We start from the raw sequence: 15,554 nt of genomic DNA on the forward strand, positions 1-15,554 counted from the left end.
GCCCGGAGCCGGCGACCCCGCCGACGTCCGCCCCGGCCCCCGAGCCGGAGCCGAGCGTCGAGCCGGTCCCGTGCGGCGTGGAGTTCGAGCCGGTCGTCGTCGACGTGGTGGACGGCACCGGTGACCCGGCCCTGGTGGAGTCGGTGACCCGGTTCCTCACCGACGCCGGCCTCACCCTCGGCACGGTCCGCACCGCCGAGGTCGCCACCTCCGCGATCGAGCACCTCGACGGCCAGGAGGAGCAGGTGCGGCAGTTGGCCGAGCCGCTCGGCGCCGTCCCGCTGCTCCGGGCGGCGACGGGGGAGCACCTCACCGTCGTGCTGGGCTCGGCCGACGCGGCCTCGCTCGTCGAGGCGATGGCCACGCTCGTCGGCGAGGCCTGCGACGGTGCACCCGCCGAGGAGACCGACTGAACGGGGGCGACACCCAGACGTTCTTCGGCTCCCGGGCCGCCACCTGGGAGGAGAGGTTCCCCGACGACGGGCCCCGGTTCGAGCGGGCCGTCGCCGAGCTGGGGGTGCAGCCCGACGACGCCGTCCTGGACGCGGCCTGCGGCACCGGGCGGGCCCTGCCGGTGCTGCGCGCCGCCACCGGCCCGGCCGGCCTGCTCGTCGGCCTGGACCTGACCGCGGAGATGCTCGCCGAGGCCCGGCGGCGCGGCCGCGGGGAGCTGGCGCGGCTGGTCCGCGGCGACGTCACCCGGCTGCCGTTCGCGGACCGGTCCTTCGACGTCGTCTTCGCCTCCGGGCTGGTCTCCCACCTGCCCGACCCGGACGCCGGCCTGCGCGAGCTGGCCCGGGTCGCCGCGGGCGGCGCCCGGCTGGGGCTGTTCCACCCGGTCGGCCGCGCCGCGCTGGCCCGGCGGCACGGCCGGACGCTGACCCCGGACGACGTGCGCAGCGAACCCCGGGTCCGGGAGCTGCTCACCCGCACCGGATGGCAGGTGACCCACCTCGACGACGCCGAGGACCGCTGGCTGGTGCTGGCCGCGAGGCACGAGCGCGCGTAGCCGGCCACCTCGCGCCTGCCCGGGGGAGCGGTCTGCGCGTGTCACCCTGTGCGGCGTGCTGCACCCGACCCGGCCCCGCCTGACGTGAGCGGCGCCCTGCTCGCCGTCGTGGTCGCCGGGGTCGGTGGGGTCCTCGCCGGCCGGGTCGCGGACTCGCTGGCGCTGGTCGCCCCCCGCCGGGCGGAGGCCGACGAGGGCGCGGTCGCGGTCCGCGTCGACCGGCGGGCGCGGGCGGTGGGCGCCCCGTGGCCCGAGCTGGCCGGGGCGCTGTGCGCTGCGGCGGTGACCCTGCGGTTCGGCTGGACGGCGCAGCTCCCCGCGTGGCTGTGGTTCGTCGCGGTCGGGCTGCTGCTGACCGTCGTCGACCTGCGCGAGCAGCTGCTGCCCAACCGGGTGCTGCTGCCCGGGCTGCTCGGCGGCCTCGCCCTGCTGACCGTCGCCGCCGGGGCAGGCGGGGACTGGCCGGGCCTGGGGCGGGCCGTGCTGGCCGGGGGAGCGGCCTTCACGGTGCTGCTGGCGATGGCGCTGATCTCCCCGAGCGGCCTGGGGATGGGCGACGTCAAGCTGGCCGCCCTGCTCGGCCTGTACCTGGGGTGGCTCGGCTGGCCCGTCGTCCTGGCCGGGGTCTTCCTCGGCTTCCTGCTGCAGGCGGTGGTGGGGCTCGCGCTCCTCGCCACCCGGCGGGTGGGGCGCCGGACCGGGCTGCCGTTCGGGCCTGCTCTGCTCACCGGCGCCCTGGTCGCCGCGCTGCTCGCCGAGGACTGGGTGCTCACCCTCGCCTGAACGGGTCCCCTCCGGGCGCGGGAACGGGCTGCCCTCACCGTGCGCCACCGGGGATCACCCGTTCGGGTCAGCCGAACGGGCTCGGACTGTGGGACCCGTTGCCCACCGCCGAACTCCTGGGTGAGGCCGCGTCCGGGTCACCCGACCCGATCAGGCGACGGTCCAGTCCCTGGAGACCATCGTGAGCTCGCTGTTCCAGACGCTGTGCACGCTGTCCTACCTGACCGCCGACCGCGCCGCCGACCGGGTCACCGGCCGGCTCAAGGCCCTCAAGGAGGAGGAGACGGGCGCCTCGGCCGTCGAGTACGCCCTCCTGGTCGGGCTCATCGCCGTGGCGCTGATCGGCGTCATCATCGGCCTCCGCGGCCGCATCCAGGCCATGTTCGAGGCCATCACCTTCTGATCCTGAGGCTCGACCACACCGGGGCTCCGGCGGCGCGGCCGGTCGTGCGCGCCGCCGTCCTCGGGTCACCTCCCTCTCCTGACAGGAGCACGTCCGTGTCCGGTCCGACCGCGTGGCGACGCCACCGCACCGCCCAGCGCCTGCTGGGTGAGCGCGGTGCTGCCGTCGTCGAGTTCGCGCTGGTGGTGCCGGTGCTGCTCGTCCTGCTGCTCGGGATCGTGGAGTACAGCCGGGCGTTCAACGCGCAGGCGACCCTGTCCGCGGCGGCCCGGGAGGGTGCCCGCACCATGGCCCTGGCCAACGACGTCGGCCAGGCCCGTTCCGCCGCACAGAACGCGGCCGCGGAGCTCGGCGTCCCCAGCTCGGCCATCACCATCAGTCCGAGCAGTTGCACCGGCGCCTCGGCGACCACCGCCGTGACGGTCACCATCCGGCACCGGCAGGAGTTCGTCTCGGGGTTCCTCGGGCGCACCGGCGTCGATCTGACCGGACGGGCGGCCATGCGATGCGGGGGCTGACCCGCCGGCGCGGGGCAGCCCGGCTGGCCGACGAGCGCGGTGCCGTCGCCGTCCTGGTGGCCCTGCTCATCGTGCCGATCCTCGGCCTCGGCGCCATCGCCGTCGACGTCGCCTCCCTCTACTCCGACCGGGCCCAGCTGCGGAACGCCGCCGACGCGGCGGCGATCGCCGTCGCGCTGGACTGCGCCCGCGGCAGCTGCGGCAACACCGTCGCCACGGCGACGTCGGCGCTGGCCGCGAACGCCGGCTCGGCCGATGCGGCCGGCGCCACGCTGGGCACCCCGACGGTGAGCGCGCCTGCGCTGACCAGCTCCGGCGGGTCGGTCACGGTCACGGTCCGCGCCGACCAGGCCCACTGGTTCGCCCCGGTGCTGGGCCACGACTCGACCCGGGTGACCGCCTCGGCCACCGCCGGTTGGGCGACGACCACCCGCGGCCGGGCCAACTTCCCGCTGGCCATCTCCTGGTGCGAGTACCGGGCGCAGGTCGCCCGGTACCCGCTGACCAACAAGACCGCGCACCGGATCAACGGCCTGACCATGAACCAGTCGTGCGCGGGCCCGAACGGGACGACGGTCAAGGGCGGCTACGCCCTGACCACCCCGGACAGCCCGAGCGTCTGCCGGACGACGTCGACCCTCGGCGCCACGATCCCTGCCTACCCGCAGATGTACAGCAGCGGGATGCCCGCGAGCTGCAGCAACGCCTACCTGGCCAGCCTGATCGGGAGCGACATCCTCTTCCCGGTCTGGGACTCCATCAGCCCCAGCGGTGCCATCCACGTGCACAGCTACGCCGCGTTCCACATCACCGGCTACGACGTCTACAACTACGGCGACCCGGCCCTGTTCGGCTGGTTCACCTACGCCGCGCAGCAGTCCGACGCCACGACCAACCCCACCTCGACAGCGCCCGACCTGGGCGCGCGCTCCGTCTACCTGCAGGGATGACCACCATGCGTCGCGTACTCGCCGCCCTCACGGCCCTCGCCCTGGCCGCGTTCGGCGCCTTCGTGCTCGTCAGCTACGTCCGCGGGGCCGACGCCCGTGCCGCGGCCGGGGCCCGGCTGGTGCCGGTGCTCGTCGTGGACTCCGACGTCCCGGCCGGCACTGCCGTCGCCGACCTCGCCGACCTCGTGTCGAGGGAGCAGGTCCCGGCCCGGCTCAAGGCCACCGGCTCCCTCGACGACCTCGCCGCGGTCCGGGGCCTGACCACCACCGTCGACCTGCTCGCCGGCGACCAGGTGATGGCCGCCCGGTTCGCCGACCCGGCGGAGACCGCGGCCACCGACGGGGAGGTCGAGCTCGACCCGGACACCCAGGAGGTCAGCCTCACGCTGGACCTGCAGCGCGCCGTGGGTGCGGTCCTCGCGCCCGGGGACCGGGTGGGCGTGTTCGTCAGCCGGGCCGGCCTGGACCCGGCGACGAACACCCCGACCGCCGTCACCGACCTCGCCGTCGGGGACGTGCTGGTCACCCGGGTGGCCGGCGGGACGACGGGCGCGGACGTCACCGTGTCGGCCGGGGCCATCCAGACGGTGACCGTGACGCTCGGGCTGACGGAGACGGACGCGCGAGCGGTGATCGCCGGCATGGAGCAGGAGAGCGTGTGGCTGTCGCTCCAGTCCACCGCCGGTTCTGCCGACGTACTCGTCACCGGCACCACCACCACGACCACGGGGGACGAGAAGTGAGCACGGTCCTGACCATCGGCGTCGACGACGCCCTGAGCGCGGCCTTCCACGAGATCAGCGGCGACGTCCTCGCCCTCGGTCCCGAGGCTGTCGCCGAGGGCACGCTGACCGGCCACCTGGCGGGCCCGCATGCGCCGGCCCTGCTGGTCCTCGGCGCGCAGGTCCCGCTGCGGACCGCCCTGTCCCTCGCCGGACAGGTGGACGTCGTCTCACCCGGCACGAGCGTGGTGCTCGTCGCCTTCCCCGATCCCGACCTCTGGCAGGAGGCGATGCGGGCCGGCGTGCGCGACGTGCTCTCCCCGCACGCCGACGCCGCTGCGGTGCAGGCCGTGCTGACCCGGGCGACCGGCCTCGCCCAGGCCCGCCGGTCGGCCCACGGCGCGGCGCCCACGGCAGCGCCGACCCGCCGGGTGGTGGTCGTCGCCGCGCCGAAGGGCGGCGTGGGCAAGACCACCGTGGCCACGAACCTCGCCATCGGGCTGGCCGCGGCCGAGCCCGGCTCGACGGTCGTCGTCGACCTCGACCTGCAGTTCGGGGACGTCGCCGGGGCGCTCGCCCTGGTGCCCCAGCACACCCTGCCCGACGCTGTCCGCGGCGCGGCCAGCAACGACCCGCTGGTGCTCAAGACCCACCTCAGCCGGCACCACACCGGGCTGTACGTGGTGGCCGGGAGCGACTCGCCCGCCGCGGGCGACACGATCACCGCCGCCGACGTGGCCCGGCTCGTCGACATGCTCAGCCGCGAGTTCCGCAACGTCGTCGTGGACACCGCCCCCGGCTTGACCGACCACACGCTGACCGCCCTGGAACGGGCCACGGACCTGGTGCTGATGGGCAGCATGGACGTGCCGGGCGTGCGGGGTCTGCGCAAGGAGCTCGACGTGCTCGCACAGCTGGGTCTGGTGCCGGCTCGCCGGCACCTGGTGCTCAACGGTGCCGACTCCGCCAGTGGTCTGGCGATCGAGGACGTCGAGCGGACCATCGGTGGGCCCCTGGACCTGGTGCTCCCGCGGCACAAGGCCGTCCCGCTGTCGACGAACACCGGGGTCCCGCTGCTGGAGAAGGGCGGCAAGGACCCGGTCACCCGCGGGCTGCAGGCGCTCCTCGCCCGCATCGCCCCTGCCACCGCCCCGGTCCGTGGCCGGCGCGCGCGCCGTCGGGCCGGCACCCGATGAACCTCAGCGACCGCCTCGCCCACGCCCGTGGTGAGGAGCCGGCCTCGGCTCCGCGGGTGCAGCCCGCGCAGGTGGACACGCTCACCCAGCTCAAGGACCGCGCCAGTCGTGCCCTGTTCGAGCGACTGGGCAGCAAGCTCTCCGACGCCGACATCCCGGAGGAGCAGCTGCACGCGATGGTCCGGGCGGACCTCCGCCGGGTCATCGCCTTCGAGCAGACACCCCTGTCGGACGACGACCGGCACCGGCTGATCCAGGAGCTCACCGACGAGGTGCTCGGCTACGGGCCGCTGCAGCCGCTGCTCGACGACCCCTCGGTCACCGAGGTCATGGTCAACGGCCCCGACACGGTCTACGTCGAGCAGGGCGGGCGGATCGTCCGTACGGCGGCCAGGTTCGCCTCCGAGGAGCACCTCCGGCGGGTGATCGAGCGGATCGTCTCGCGGGTCGGTCGGCGGATCGACGAGTCCTCACCGCTGGTCGACGCCCGGCTGCCGGACGGCTCCCGGGTCAACGCGATCATCCCGCCGCTGGCCTTCAGCGGTTCGTCGCTGACCATCCGCAAGTTCTCCCGGCAGCCGCTGCAGATCGACGACCTGATCGGGTTCGGGACCCTGTCCGCCGACCTGGCCGACCTGCTGCGCGCCTGCGTCCAGGCCCGGCTCAACGTCATCGTCTCCGGGGGCACCGGCACCGGGAAGACGACCCTGCTCAACGTCCTCTCCTCCTTCATCCCGGAGACCGAGCGGATCATCACCATCGAGGACGCCGTCGAGCTGCAGCTGCAGCAGGAGCACGTCGTGCGGCTGGAGTCCCGCCCGGTCAACATCGAGGGCAGGGGCGGGGTCAGCATCCGCGACCTGGTCCGCAACTCCCTGCGGATGCGCCCGGACCGGATCATCGTCGGCGAGGTCCGCGGCGGGGAGAGCCTGGACATGCTGCAGGCGATGAACACCGGCCACGACGGCTCGCTGTCGACGGTGCACGCCAACTCCCCGCGCGACGCCGTCGCCCGGCTGGAGACCCTGGTGCTGATGGCCGGCATGGACCTGCCGCTGCGCGCCGTGCGGGAGCAGGTGGCCTCCGCCGTCGACGTCATCGTCCAGGTCTCACGACTGCGGGACGGTTCCCGGCGGGTCACCCACGTCACCGAGGTGTTGGGCATGGAGGGCGACACGGTGACCCTGCAGGACGCCTTCCGCTTCGACCACTCCGCCGGGGTGGACGCCGACGGGCGGGTGCGCGGCCACGCCGTGCCCACGGGCGTGCGCCCGCACTTCCTCGACCGGCTGGTCGACCAGGGCGTGTCGCTGCCGTCGCGGGTGTTCGACGTCCCGCGGCCGTCCTTCACGGGCGGTCAGGGCTGATGGACGCGCTGACCTGGGCCGGGGTGGCCGCCGGCGTGCTCGCGGTCGGTCTGGTGGTCGCGCTGCTGCTCGTGCCGAGCAGGCCGCGGGTGGAGCTGACGCGCCTGGACCCCACGGCCCGTCCCGTGCCGCACGGCTGGTCGGCCGTCGCCGTGGCCGGCGGTCGCGTCGGTGACGGACTGCTGGTCCGGCTGGGACGGCGGGACGCCCTCGTGGCCGCACTGGAGCGTGCGGGTGTGCAGCGGGAGCCCGCGCACCTGCTGGCCGTGGTGCTCGTCGGCGCCGTGGCCGGGGGTGTCCTGGGCGGTCTGGCCGGTGGCGTCCTGGGAGGTCTTCTGCTCACGCCGGTCGTCCCGGTCGGGGTCGTCGTCGTGCTCCGGGCGCGCGCCCGGCGGCGGCGGGTGCGGTTCGCCGACCAGCTCGAGGACACGCTGCGGCTGATGGCCAGCAGCCTGCGGGCCGGTCACAGCGTGCTCCGGTCGCTGGAGGTCCTGTCCCAGGAGGCCGACCACCCCACGGCGGAGGAGTTCGCCCGGGTGCTGAACGAGGTACGGGTGGGGCGGGACCTCGTGGCCGCACTCGGTGAGGTGTCCCTGCGCACCGGCAGCGACGACTTCGGCTGGGTCGCGCAGGCGGTCTCGATCCACCGGGAGGTCGGCGGCAACCTGGCCGAGGTGCTCGACCGGGTCGGCAGCACCATCCGCGATCGCGGCCAGCTGCGCCGTCAGGCGCGGGCGCTGTCGGCGGAGGGACGTGCGTCGGCCGTCGTCCTGCTGGGGCTGCCGCTCGTCCTCGGCGGCGGGCTGGCCCTCGTGTCGCCGGCCTACATGGGCCAGCTGACCGCGGCCCCGGCCGGACTGCTGCTCCTCGGCATCGCCGGGCTGCTGATGGTCGTGGGCGCCGTGTGGGTGCGCCGCGTGGTCACGGTGCGGTTCTGATGCCCGTCCTCGTGTGGGCCGCCGTCGCCGCCCTCATCCTTCCGCTCGCCGTCGGTGCGCAGTTCGCGCTCACCCGGCCGGGTCGCGCCGCCGCTGTCGTCCGGGAGAACCTGACGCACGGCTTGGTGGCACCCGGTCCCGAGGAGGGCACCCTGGAGGCCCGCCGCACCGGTTCCGGCGCGCTCCTCCGCACACTGACCGCCGAGTCGGTGGCCCGCCGGGTCCGGCGCATGCTCGACGTCGCCGGCCGACCTTCCGGCTTCACCATGACCCGGCTCCTCTGGGCGAAGCTGTGGCTGCCGGCCGTGGTGGCGCTGCTCGGCGGGTGGTGGCAGGCCGAGGCGCCCAGCGCTCCCGGTGCGCTCGCCGTCCTGGCCGGCGTGGTGCTCGCCCACCACCTGCCGGAGGCGGTCCTGTGGAGCCGCGGGCAGGAGCGGCAGGAGCAGATCGGCCGGGAGCTCCCCGACGTCCTGGACCAGATGATGATCGCCGTCGAGGCCGGGCTCGGCTTCGACGCGGCCTTCGCCCGGGCGGCCAGCACCGGCCGGAGCGTGTTCGCGGAGGAGCTGCTGCACACCCAGCACGACCTGGCTGCCGGCCGGCCGCGGCGCGCGGCCTACGACGCCCTGGCCGCGCGTACCCGCGTCCCGGACCTCAAGCGCTTCATCGGTGCGGTGAACCAGGCCGAGACCTACGGCGTCCCGGTCGCCGACGTCCTGCGGGTGCAGGCGGACGAGCTGCGGGTCAAGCGCAGGCAGCGCGCGGAGGAGCAGGCGATGAAGGTGCCGGTCAAGGTCACCTTCCCGCTGATGGTCTGCATCCTGCCGGCGTTGCTGATCGTCCTGCTGGGCCCGGCCGCCCTCGGTCTCCTGGACTCCCTGGGCTGACTGCCCCTGGCTGAGGGGCGGACCGCCGGCTCAGGCGGGCGCGTCGATCGGCAGGCCGACGTAGAGCATGCCGACGAGCGCGCCGGCGGGAGAGCGCACGCCGGCGTAGGCGGTGAAGTACGGCTTGCCCGCGACGGTGGCCGGGCCGGTGTAGACCTCCCCGCCGAGCACCGCAGCCAGCACCGGGTTGCGGTTGCCGTCGGCGCCGGTGGGGGAGAGGGCGGTGCCGATGTTCCGCCGGCCCTGCGGGGTCACCACCGTGGTCGCCACCCGCACCATGCCACCGGCGTCGTCGAGCCGCTGGAACAGCGTGCAGGTGCCGCCGACCTGGGCCACCACGTCGTCGACCAGCGGTGACCGGTGCCGCGGGTCGTCGTCCCACGCCAGCACCTCGCCGCCGAGCAGCAGTTCCGGCAGCCGGACGGTGCGCATCGCGGAGGTCGCCTGGTCGGTGACGGTCCGCCCCTGGACCTCCTCGCCCACGTCGAGCCCGCCGGCCTCGTCGAGCAGGTCCTGGGCGAGGGCCAGCGCCCGGCGGACGTAGACCAGCCGCTGGCTGTCGGCCAGCTCGGCGACCGCCTGGGTGATCCGGGCCGACCCGCTGGCCGCCCGGTCGACGTTGTCCACCACCCGGTCGGTCGCGGCCCGCTGCTGCGCGACGGCGGCGGCGATCGCGTCCTGCGCGTCGGCGATCGAGCCGAGCGTGCCGGTGATCCGGCCGATCGCGGTGACCGCCTGGCGGGTCTCGGACTGCACCGCCTCGATCTGCGCGCCGATGTCCTCGGCGGCCTGGGCGGTGCGGCTGGCCAGCTGCTTGACCTCGTCGGCCACCACGGCGAAGCCCCGGCCCACGTCGCCGGCGCGCGCCGCCTCGACGTAGGCGTTGAGCGCCAGGAACCGGCTCTGCTGGCTGATCGCCGCGATCAGCCGCACCATCTCGGTGATCGACTCGCTGGCCTCCTGCAGCGCGGCGATCCGTTCGTCGACCGCGCGGGCGTCCCGAACGGCCTCCTCGGCGACCGTCGACGCCCGGGTGGTGCTCGAGGAGATGTCCGTGATCGCCGAGCGCAGCTCGGTCAGCGACTCGGCGGCCTGCCGGGAGGTGTCGGACACCTCCCGGCTGGCCGAGGAGAGGACGCCGGCCTGCTGGGCGGCGGCCGCCATGCTGTCGTCCTGCTCGGGCGGGCGCCGGGTGCGCGGGGACGCCGCCGGACGGGGGGCAGCGGTCGCGGGCTCCTCGACCAGGGGCGCGATGCCACCGGACACGAGGCCACCGGACACGACGTCGCCGGGCACCGGTGCAGAGCCCCGTGAGGACGGGAAGCGCACGACTCGACTCCTCTCGGACGCGAGCCCGTGCCCGCCTCGCCTCACGTGCCGGAACGGGACGGTGCAGGAGCGGCGGGGCCGGACGAAGGTCGCCGGCGGGCTCGCGCGGTCAGCCTAGGGCGTGCGGTGACCGAGAACGTGCTGGTGAGAGCGGCGCGCCGGGTCGGTCACGGCGGAAACGATCCCACGACCCGGCCGACGGTCGCGGCCCTCGCGCGGTCAGCGCAGCAGCGTCGTCAACCGCACGGACAGCCCGTCCGGCCCGTCGACGACGTCCACGTGGTCGCACAGCTGGCGGGCCAGCCACAAGCCCATCCCGCCGTGGGAGAGGTCGTCGCCGTGCGCGGGACCGTAGCCGGCGAACGGGTCGTCCATCCCCGTGCCGCCGTCGCTGATCCGGCAGACGACCCGGTCGGCCGACGCCCACAACCGCAGCTGGACCGGCGGCCCGCCGTGCCGCACCGCGTTCGCGCTCATCTCGTCGATCGCCAGGTGCAGGTCCTCCAGCGCGTCGCGGGAGCCGTGCAGCTGCGCCAGCCGGGCGCCGACGGTGTGCCGCAGCCCGGCGAAGTCCTTCGCGTCGTCGACCTGCAGCAGCGGCTCGGTGGCCTCCAGCGGCTCGTCCGGGACCGGCAGGGCGCGCAGGTAGTCGGCCGGCTCGGTGAAGTGCGGGTTGGGTCGGCGGCCGCCGGCGTCGACCAGGTGCGGGTGCGTGCGCAGCCCGGAGTCGACCAGCTCGTCGGGGAGCTGCCGGAGGTCGTAGGCGCACAGCCCCCAGGTCGGCCAGGAGCGCATCGCCTCGTTCAGCACCGCCTCGTAGCGCTGCCACTCCAGCCACTCCCGCGGCGTACGCCCGAACCAGGTCTCGCCGACCACCCGCAGCTGGGTGTGGCCGTGCCCGGTCACCCGCTCGGCGAGCCGGCGGAAGGCCGTGATCGCGGCCGGGGTGCGGTCCCGGTACACCTCGCCGCGCGGCAGCACGTGCACCCGCTCGTCGTCGCCCAGGGCGTCCCGCAGGATCGCGGCAGAGGGGTCGCTGGTGGTGATGACGGCTGCAGCGCCGGCCTCCAGGCCCGCCCGCAGGAACGGGACGGCGACGGCGGCCAGCTCCTCGGCGGAGCTGTACAGGACGAGGTCGTGCCGGAACGTGTCCGGACCCAGCTGGTCCGGTGGTGCGTGCACGGGGTGGGTCCTTCCGTCTCGTCGGGGTCCGTCTGGGGCCGGGGGCTCGGCCCACGGTAGGCCGATGTCGGTCCGGCGGCTCTGTGCAGGGCCCGCGGGACCGCCTGGACGACCCCCTCATCGGCTCGCCGGGTCCTCCGGGACGACGTCGGGCACCCGCGTGGGTCCGGCCTCCACCGGGCGCGGGCGGTCCTGCGGGTGCAGGCGCACGGCGACCAGGGCGACGTCGTCCTCGGGCTCCCCGTCGACCAGCCGCTCGATCAGCTGGTCCAGCAGGTCGGCCAGCGGGAGGTCGGCCAGCTCGGCCAGGTGCGTCCGGAGCCGCGCCAGCCCGGTGTCCAGGTCGGCGTCCCGGCGTTCGATCAGCCCGTCGGTGTAGAGCAGCACCGTCGACCCGCGGTCCAGGGTGACCACCGACTCGGTGCGCTGGACCGTGGCGTCGACGCCGAGCAGCAGGTCGGCCTTCCAGTCGGCGAGCACCGCGACGCTGCCGTCGGGGTGCAGCGCCAGCGGCGGCAGGTGCCCGGCGTTGGCCCACACCATCCGGGTCACCCCGCGCACCCGCTCGTCGTCGGTCTGCTCGAACCGGGCCACCGCAGCGGTGGCCAGGGTGTCCAGCTGCAGCAGGGCCATCGCCGAGTCCAGCCCGCGCAGCACCTCCACCGGGCCGGCGTCGCTGTAGGCGGCGATGCCGCGCAGCAGGCTGCGCACCTGGCCCATGGCCGCCGCCGCAGCGGTGTCGTGCCCGACGACGTCCCCGATGACGAGCATCGTCGAGCCGTTGGGCTGCAGGAAGGCGTCGTACCAGTCCCCGCCCACCCGGGCCGCCTCGGCCGCGGGCAGGTAGCGCACCGCGATCTCGGCGTGGTCGGGCTCCGGCGGCTCGGTGAGCAGGCTGCGCTGCAGCACCTCGGCCATCTGCTGCTGCTGGGCGAAGAGCCGGGCGTTGTCCAGCGCCAGCCCCGCCCGGTCGGCGACGTCCTGGGCCACCGCGACGTCGGCGTCGGTGGCGGTGTGCCCGTCGGCGTAGGCCAGGGTCAGGAGCCCGAGCGTGCGGCCGCGCGCCCGGAGCGGGATGGCCACCTCGGCCCGGGGCGCCAGCACGGTCAGCAGGTCCCGGGCCTGCCCGGGCGGCAGCAGCTCGAGCACCTCGGCACCGGCGAAGGACACGGCTTCGGCGGCGTGCAGTGCGCGGCCCACCGGCGCGGCGATCGGCATGGCGTCCAGCCGCACCTCGGCGTACCGCTCCAGCACCGACCGGCTCGCGGGGTCGACGTGCCAGCTGCCGACGTCGCGCGGATGGCCGTGGGCGTCGATGACCGTGACGATGCACCAGTCGGCCAGCGCCGGGACGACCAGCCGGGGCAGCCGGGCGGTGGCCGACTGCACGTCCAGGGCGCCGGCGAGCTCGGCGCTGACCTGCGCCAGCAGCGCCAGCCGGCGGGCGGACCGCTCGGCCTGCTCTTGCGCCTGCCGGCGTGCGGTGACCTCGATGGCGTAGACCGACAACCCCTCGGGCGTCGGCCAGGCGCGCACCTCGTACCAGCCGTTCAGCGGGGCGGGGTAGTACGCGTCGAACGCGATCGGTTCGCCGGTGGCGACGGCCCGGCGGTAGTTCTCCTCGAAGAGGCTGCCGACCGCGGCAGGGAAGGCCTCCCAGATGACCCGGCCCAGCAGGTCGTCACGGCTCTGCCCGAGCAGCCGCTCGGCCTCGGCGTTGACGTGGACGAAGCGCCAGTCGGCGTCCAGGGAGTAGAAGCCGGCCGGCATCGCCTCCAGGAGGCGCACCACCCGCGCCTCCGCGGCGACCTCGGTCGTCGCGTCGTGGGCCACCCCGATCAACCGGGCCGAGGTCCCGTCGGGGCCGCCGCCGAGCGCCCGGCCACGGGCCGACACCCACCGGGTGTGCCCGCCGGGCAGGACGATCCGGTACTCGGCCTCGAACTCCCCGCACGTGTCGATGGCGTCCTGCAGCGCATCGCCCACCCGGGGCAGGTCGTCGGGGTGCAGGCGGGCGTTGAACGCCTCGATGCTCTGCTCGAAGGTCGTCCGGTCGTAGCCGAACATCTCGACCAGCCGGTCGTCCCAGAGGAGCCGGCCGCTGCGCAGGTCCCAGTCGAACGTCCCGATCCGCGCGGCGTCGATCGCCAGTCGCGCCCGCAGCCGATCGCCTGCGGCGTCATCCTGGAGGCCGCCGACGTGCGTGGGCTCTGCCACTGCCACCCACTTCACCTGGTCGCCCGACACCCGGGTCGGGATCTTCGTCGCTCGCTGCTGAGCTGCGGGAGTCATGTCACGCGCGACATGGTCGAGTCAAGTGTGTCGACGAAGATCACGCGCCGGCCATCGGCCGCCGGGGCACCGGTGTCCGGGCCGGCGGGCGATTGTGCGATAACACCTGACATGGACATCCGCACGGCTCCGGCATGAGCAGTTCGTCCCCGGCGCCGTCCGCGCCACCCCGCGTCGAGGGCGCCGCCGTCGACAAGGGCCTCAAGACCGGTGCCCTCGGCCTGGCCTCCTCGATCGTCCTGGCCGTCTCCTCGACCGCCCCGGCCTACGCGCTGGCCGCGACGCTGGGCTTCGTCGTCATCGCGGTGGGGGTGCAGGCCCCGGCGATCATGCTGCTGGCCTTCGTGCCGATGTGGCTGGTCGCGGTCGCCTACTCGGAGCTGAACAAGCGCGAGCCCGACTGCGGGACGACGTTCACCTGGGCCGCCCGGGCCTTCGGGCCGCGGACCGGGTGGATGGGCGGCTGGGGGATCATCGCCGCCGACGTCATCGTGATGGCCAACCTCGCGCAGATCGCCGGCTCCTACGGCTACCGGCTGCTCGGGCTCGACGGGCTGGCGGAGAGCGCCTTCTGGACGACGCTCGCCGGCGTCGGGTGGATCGCGGTCATGACCTGGGTCTGCTACCGCGGCATCGAGCCGACCGCGCGGCTGCAGCGGGTGCTGCTGTCCGTCGAGGGCGTCGTGCTGCTGGCCTTCGCGGTGTACGCCCTGGTCAAGGTGTACGCGGGGACGGCGCCGGAGGGCTCGCTCACCCCGTCGCCGTCCTGGCTGTGGCCGGCCGGGATCGGCTGGCCGGCGCTCACCGAGGCGGTGCTGCTGGCGATCTTCATCTACTGGGGCTGGGACTCCGCCGTCGCGGTGAACGAGGAGACCGCCGACCCGACCCGGTCGCCCGGGCGGGCCGCGCTCATCTCCACGGTGCTGCTGGTCGGCATCTACACCGTGGTCTCCGTCGCGACGGTGGCCTTCGCCGGCGTCGGCACCGAGGGCATCGGGCTCGGCAACGAGGCCAACGCCGAGGACGTGTTCGCCGCCCTCGGCGCGACGGTCTTCGGGGACGACGTCCTCGGGCGGGCCTTCGAGGCGCTGCTGATCATCTCGGTGCTCACCTCGGCCGCGGCCTGCACCCAGACCACGATCCTGCCCACCGCGCGCGGCACCCTGGCGATGGCCGCCTACGGCGCACTGCCGAAGTCCTTCGCCCGGATCCACCCGCGGTACCTCACGCCCACGGTGTCCACGATGTGGATGGGGATCGTCTCGATCGCCTTCTACGTCGGCCTGACGATCGTCAGCGAGAACGTGCTGCTCGACTCGATCACGGCCACCGGCATGCTGATCGCCTTCTACTACGGGCTCACCGGCTTCGCCTGCGCCTGGCAGTTCCGCCGGGCGCTGCGCGGGCCGCGGGACGCCCTGATGCGGCTGGTCCTGCCGCTGCTGGGCGGGGTGTTCATGCTCTCCGTCTTCGTGCTGGCCTGTGTCGCGTACGCCGACCCGGGCTACGGCGAGACGGTGATCGGCGGCGTCGGCGGGGTGTTCGTGGTGGGCATCGGTGCGCTGGTGCTGGGGCTGCTGCTGATGGTGGTCTACAGCCGGGTGGCGCCGGCGTTCTTCCGCGGCGAGACGATGCCCGACGACGCCGCTGACCTGGTGCTCGAGGACGGCGTCGCGATCGTGGCACCGGCCGACCCCGACGACCGGCCGTCCGCACCCGGGCGGTGATCCGGAGCGGACACCGGCTCGGGGAGCCGGTGCTGGGCCGGCAGGAACGCCAGGACGACGGCCGCCCCGACCGCGCTGGCCGCGGCGCACACCCACGACCCGGCGACGACGCCGTCCAGGAAGGCCTGCTGGACCGCCGTCGTCGCGCCGCCCGGCAGCTGCCCGGCCACGGCCAGCCCGGCGAAGACGGAGTCCGTCGCGCTCTCGGCCACCCCCGCCGGCGCGCCGGCCGCGGTGAGCCCGTCGACCAC

15 protein-coding genes are annotated in these 15,554 nt (G+C 74.9%); 12 read left to right on the forward strand and 3 right to left on the reverse strand.

Translation table 11 applies throughout. The features are described from left to right. The 11 genes from O2V61_RS05070 to O2V61_RS05120 all read left to right on the forward strand — a co-directional run. On the forward strand, positions 1–413 hold a 413-nt coding region (locus O2V61_RS05070), incomplete at its 5' end, for a LytR C-terminal domain-containing protein (protein ID WP_269182232.1). Positions 414–517: 104 nt separating this feature from the next. After that, on the forward strand, positions 518–1,009 hold the full coding sequence (locus O2V61_RS05075) for a class I SAM-dependent methyltransferase (RefSeq protein ID WP_442929164.1): 492 nt from the start codon (positions 518–520) through the stop codon (positions 1,007–1,009). Between the two features lie 84 nt (positions 1,010–1,093). Beyond that, entirely contained in the window at positions 1,094–1,792 is a 699-nt protein-coding gene (locus O2V61_RS05080) for a prepilin peptidase (RefSeq protein ID WP_269182233.1), read from the forward strand. Between the two features lie 181 nt (positions 1,793–1,973). Next, the gene (locus O2V61_RS05085) at positions 1,974–2,195 is read left to right on the forward strand and encodes a Flp family type IVb pilin (RefSeq protein ID WP_269182234.1); all 222 of its coding nucleotides are present in this window, start codon (positions 1,974–1,976) and stop codon (positions 2,193–2,195) included. 95 nt (positions 2,196–2,290) lie between these two features. Next, positions 2,291–2,713, forward strand: a complete 423-nt coding sequence (locus O2V61_RS05090; protein WP_269182235.1) for a TadE family protein — start codon at positions 2,291–2,293, stop codon at positions 2,711–2,713. Next, positions 2,701–3,663 (forward strand): pilus assembly protein TadG-related protein, encoded by a 963-nt coding sequence (locus tag O2V61_RS05095; protein WP_269182236.1) that lies wholly within the window; start codon positions 2,701–2,703, stop codon positions 3,661–3,663. Before O2V61_RS05090 ends, O2V61_RS05095 begins: the two co-directional genes overlap by 13 nt. Before the next feature lie 5 nt (positions 3,664–3,668). After that, positions 3,669–4,406 (forward strand): RcpC/CpaB family pilus assembly protein, encoded by a 738-nt coding sequence (locus O2V61_RS05100; protein WP_269182237.1) that lies wholly within the window; start codon positions 3,669–3,671, stop codon positions 4,404–4,406. Beyond that, the gene (locus O2V61_RS05105) at positions 4,403–5,581 is read left to right on the forward strand and encodes an AAA family ATPase (protein ID WP_269182238.1); all 1,179 of its coding nucleotides are present in this window, start codon (positions 4,403–4,405) and stop codon (positions 5,579–5,581) included. Before O2V61_RS05100 ends, O2V61_RS05105 begins: the two co-directional genes overlap by 4 nt. A gap of 56 nt (positions 5,582–5,637) precedes the next feature. Beyond that, on the forward strand, positions 5,638–6,948 hold the full coding sequence (locus O2V61_RS05110) for a CpaF family protein (protein ID WP_269182239.1): 1,311 nt from the start codon (positions 5,638–5,640) through the stop codon (positions 6,946–6,948). Beyond that, complete coding sequence (locus O2V61_RS05115; RefSeq protein ID WP_269182240.1) at positions 6,948–7,886, forward strand: type II secretion system F family protein; 939 nt, start codon at positions 6,948–6,950, stop codon at positions 7,884–7,886. The genes O2V61_RS05110 and O2V61_RS05115 overlap by 1 nt, the downstream gene beginning before the upstream one ends. Continuing rightward, positions 7,886–8,773 (forward strand): type II secretion system F family protein, encoded by an 888-nt coding sequence (locus tag O2V61_RS05120; RefSeq protein ID WP_269182241.1) that lies wholly within the window; start codon positions 7,886–7,888, stop codon positions 8,771–8,773. The genes O2V61_RS05115 and O2V61_RS05120 overlap by 1 nt, the downstream gene beginning before the upstream one ends. Positions 8,774–8,803: 30 nt before the next feature. Here O2V61_RS05120 and O2V61_RS05125 read toward each other — a convergent pair whose 3' ends face one another. The 3 genes from O2V61_RS05125 to O2V61_RS05135 form a co-directional block, all read right to left on the reverse strand. After that, positions 8,804–10,102: a Cache 3/Cache 2 fusion domain-containing protein gene (locus tag O2V61_RS05125; protein WP_269182242.1), complete on the reverse strand. Its 1,299-nt coding sequence runs from the start codon at positions 10,100–10,102 to the stop codon at positions 8,804–8,806. A 219-nt stretch (positions 10,103–10,321) separates the two neighbouring features. Beyond that, entirely contained in the window at positions 10,322–11,284 is a 963-nt protein-coding gene (locus tag O2V61_RS05130; RefSeq protein WP_269182243.1) for a sensor histidine kinase, read from the reverse strand. 117 nt (positions 11,285–11,401) lie between these two features. Beyond that, a complete protein-coding gene (locus O2V61_RS05135; RefSeq protein WP_269182244.1) occupies positions 11,402–13,507 on the reverse strand; it encodes a SpoIIE family protein phosphatase in 2,106 nt (701 codons plus the stop codon). Between the two features lie 203 nt (positions 13,508–13,710). On the opposite strand from O2V61_RS05135, the gene O2V61_RS05140 reads away from it, so the two are divergent. Further along, positions 13,711–15,303: an APC family permease gene (locus O2V61_RS05140; protein ID WP_269182245.1), complete on the forward strand. Its 1,593-nt coding sequence runs from the start codon at positions 13,711–13,713 to the stop codon at positions 15,301–15,303. Positions 15,304–15,554: the final 251 nt, after the last annotated feature.

It is taken from the genome of Modestobacter sp. VKM Ac-2985 (assembly GCF_026967925.1).
In the GTDB taxonomy this organism is placed as follows: domain Bacteria; phylum Actinomycetota; class Actinomycetes; order Mycobacteriales; family Geodermatophilaceae; genus Modestobacter.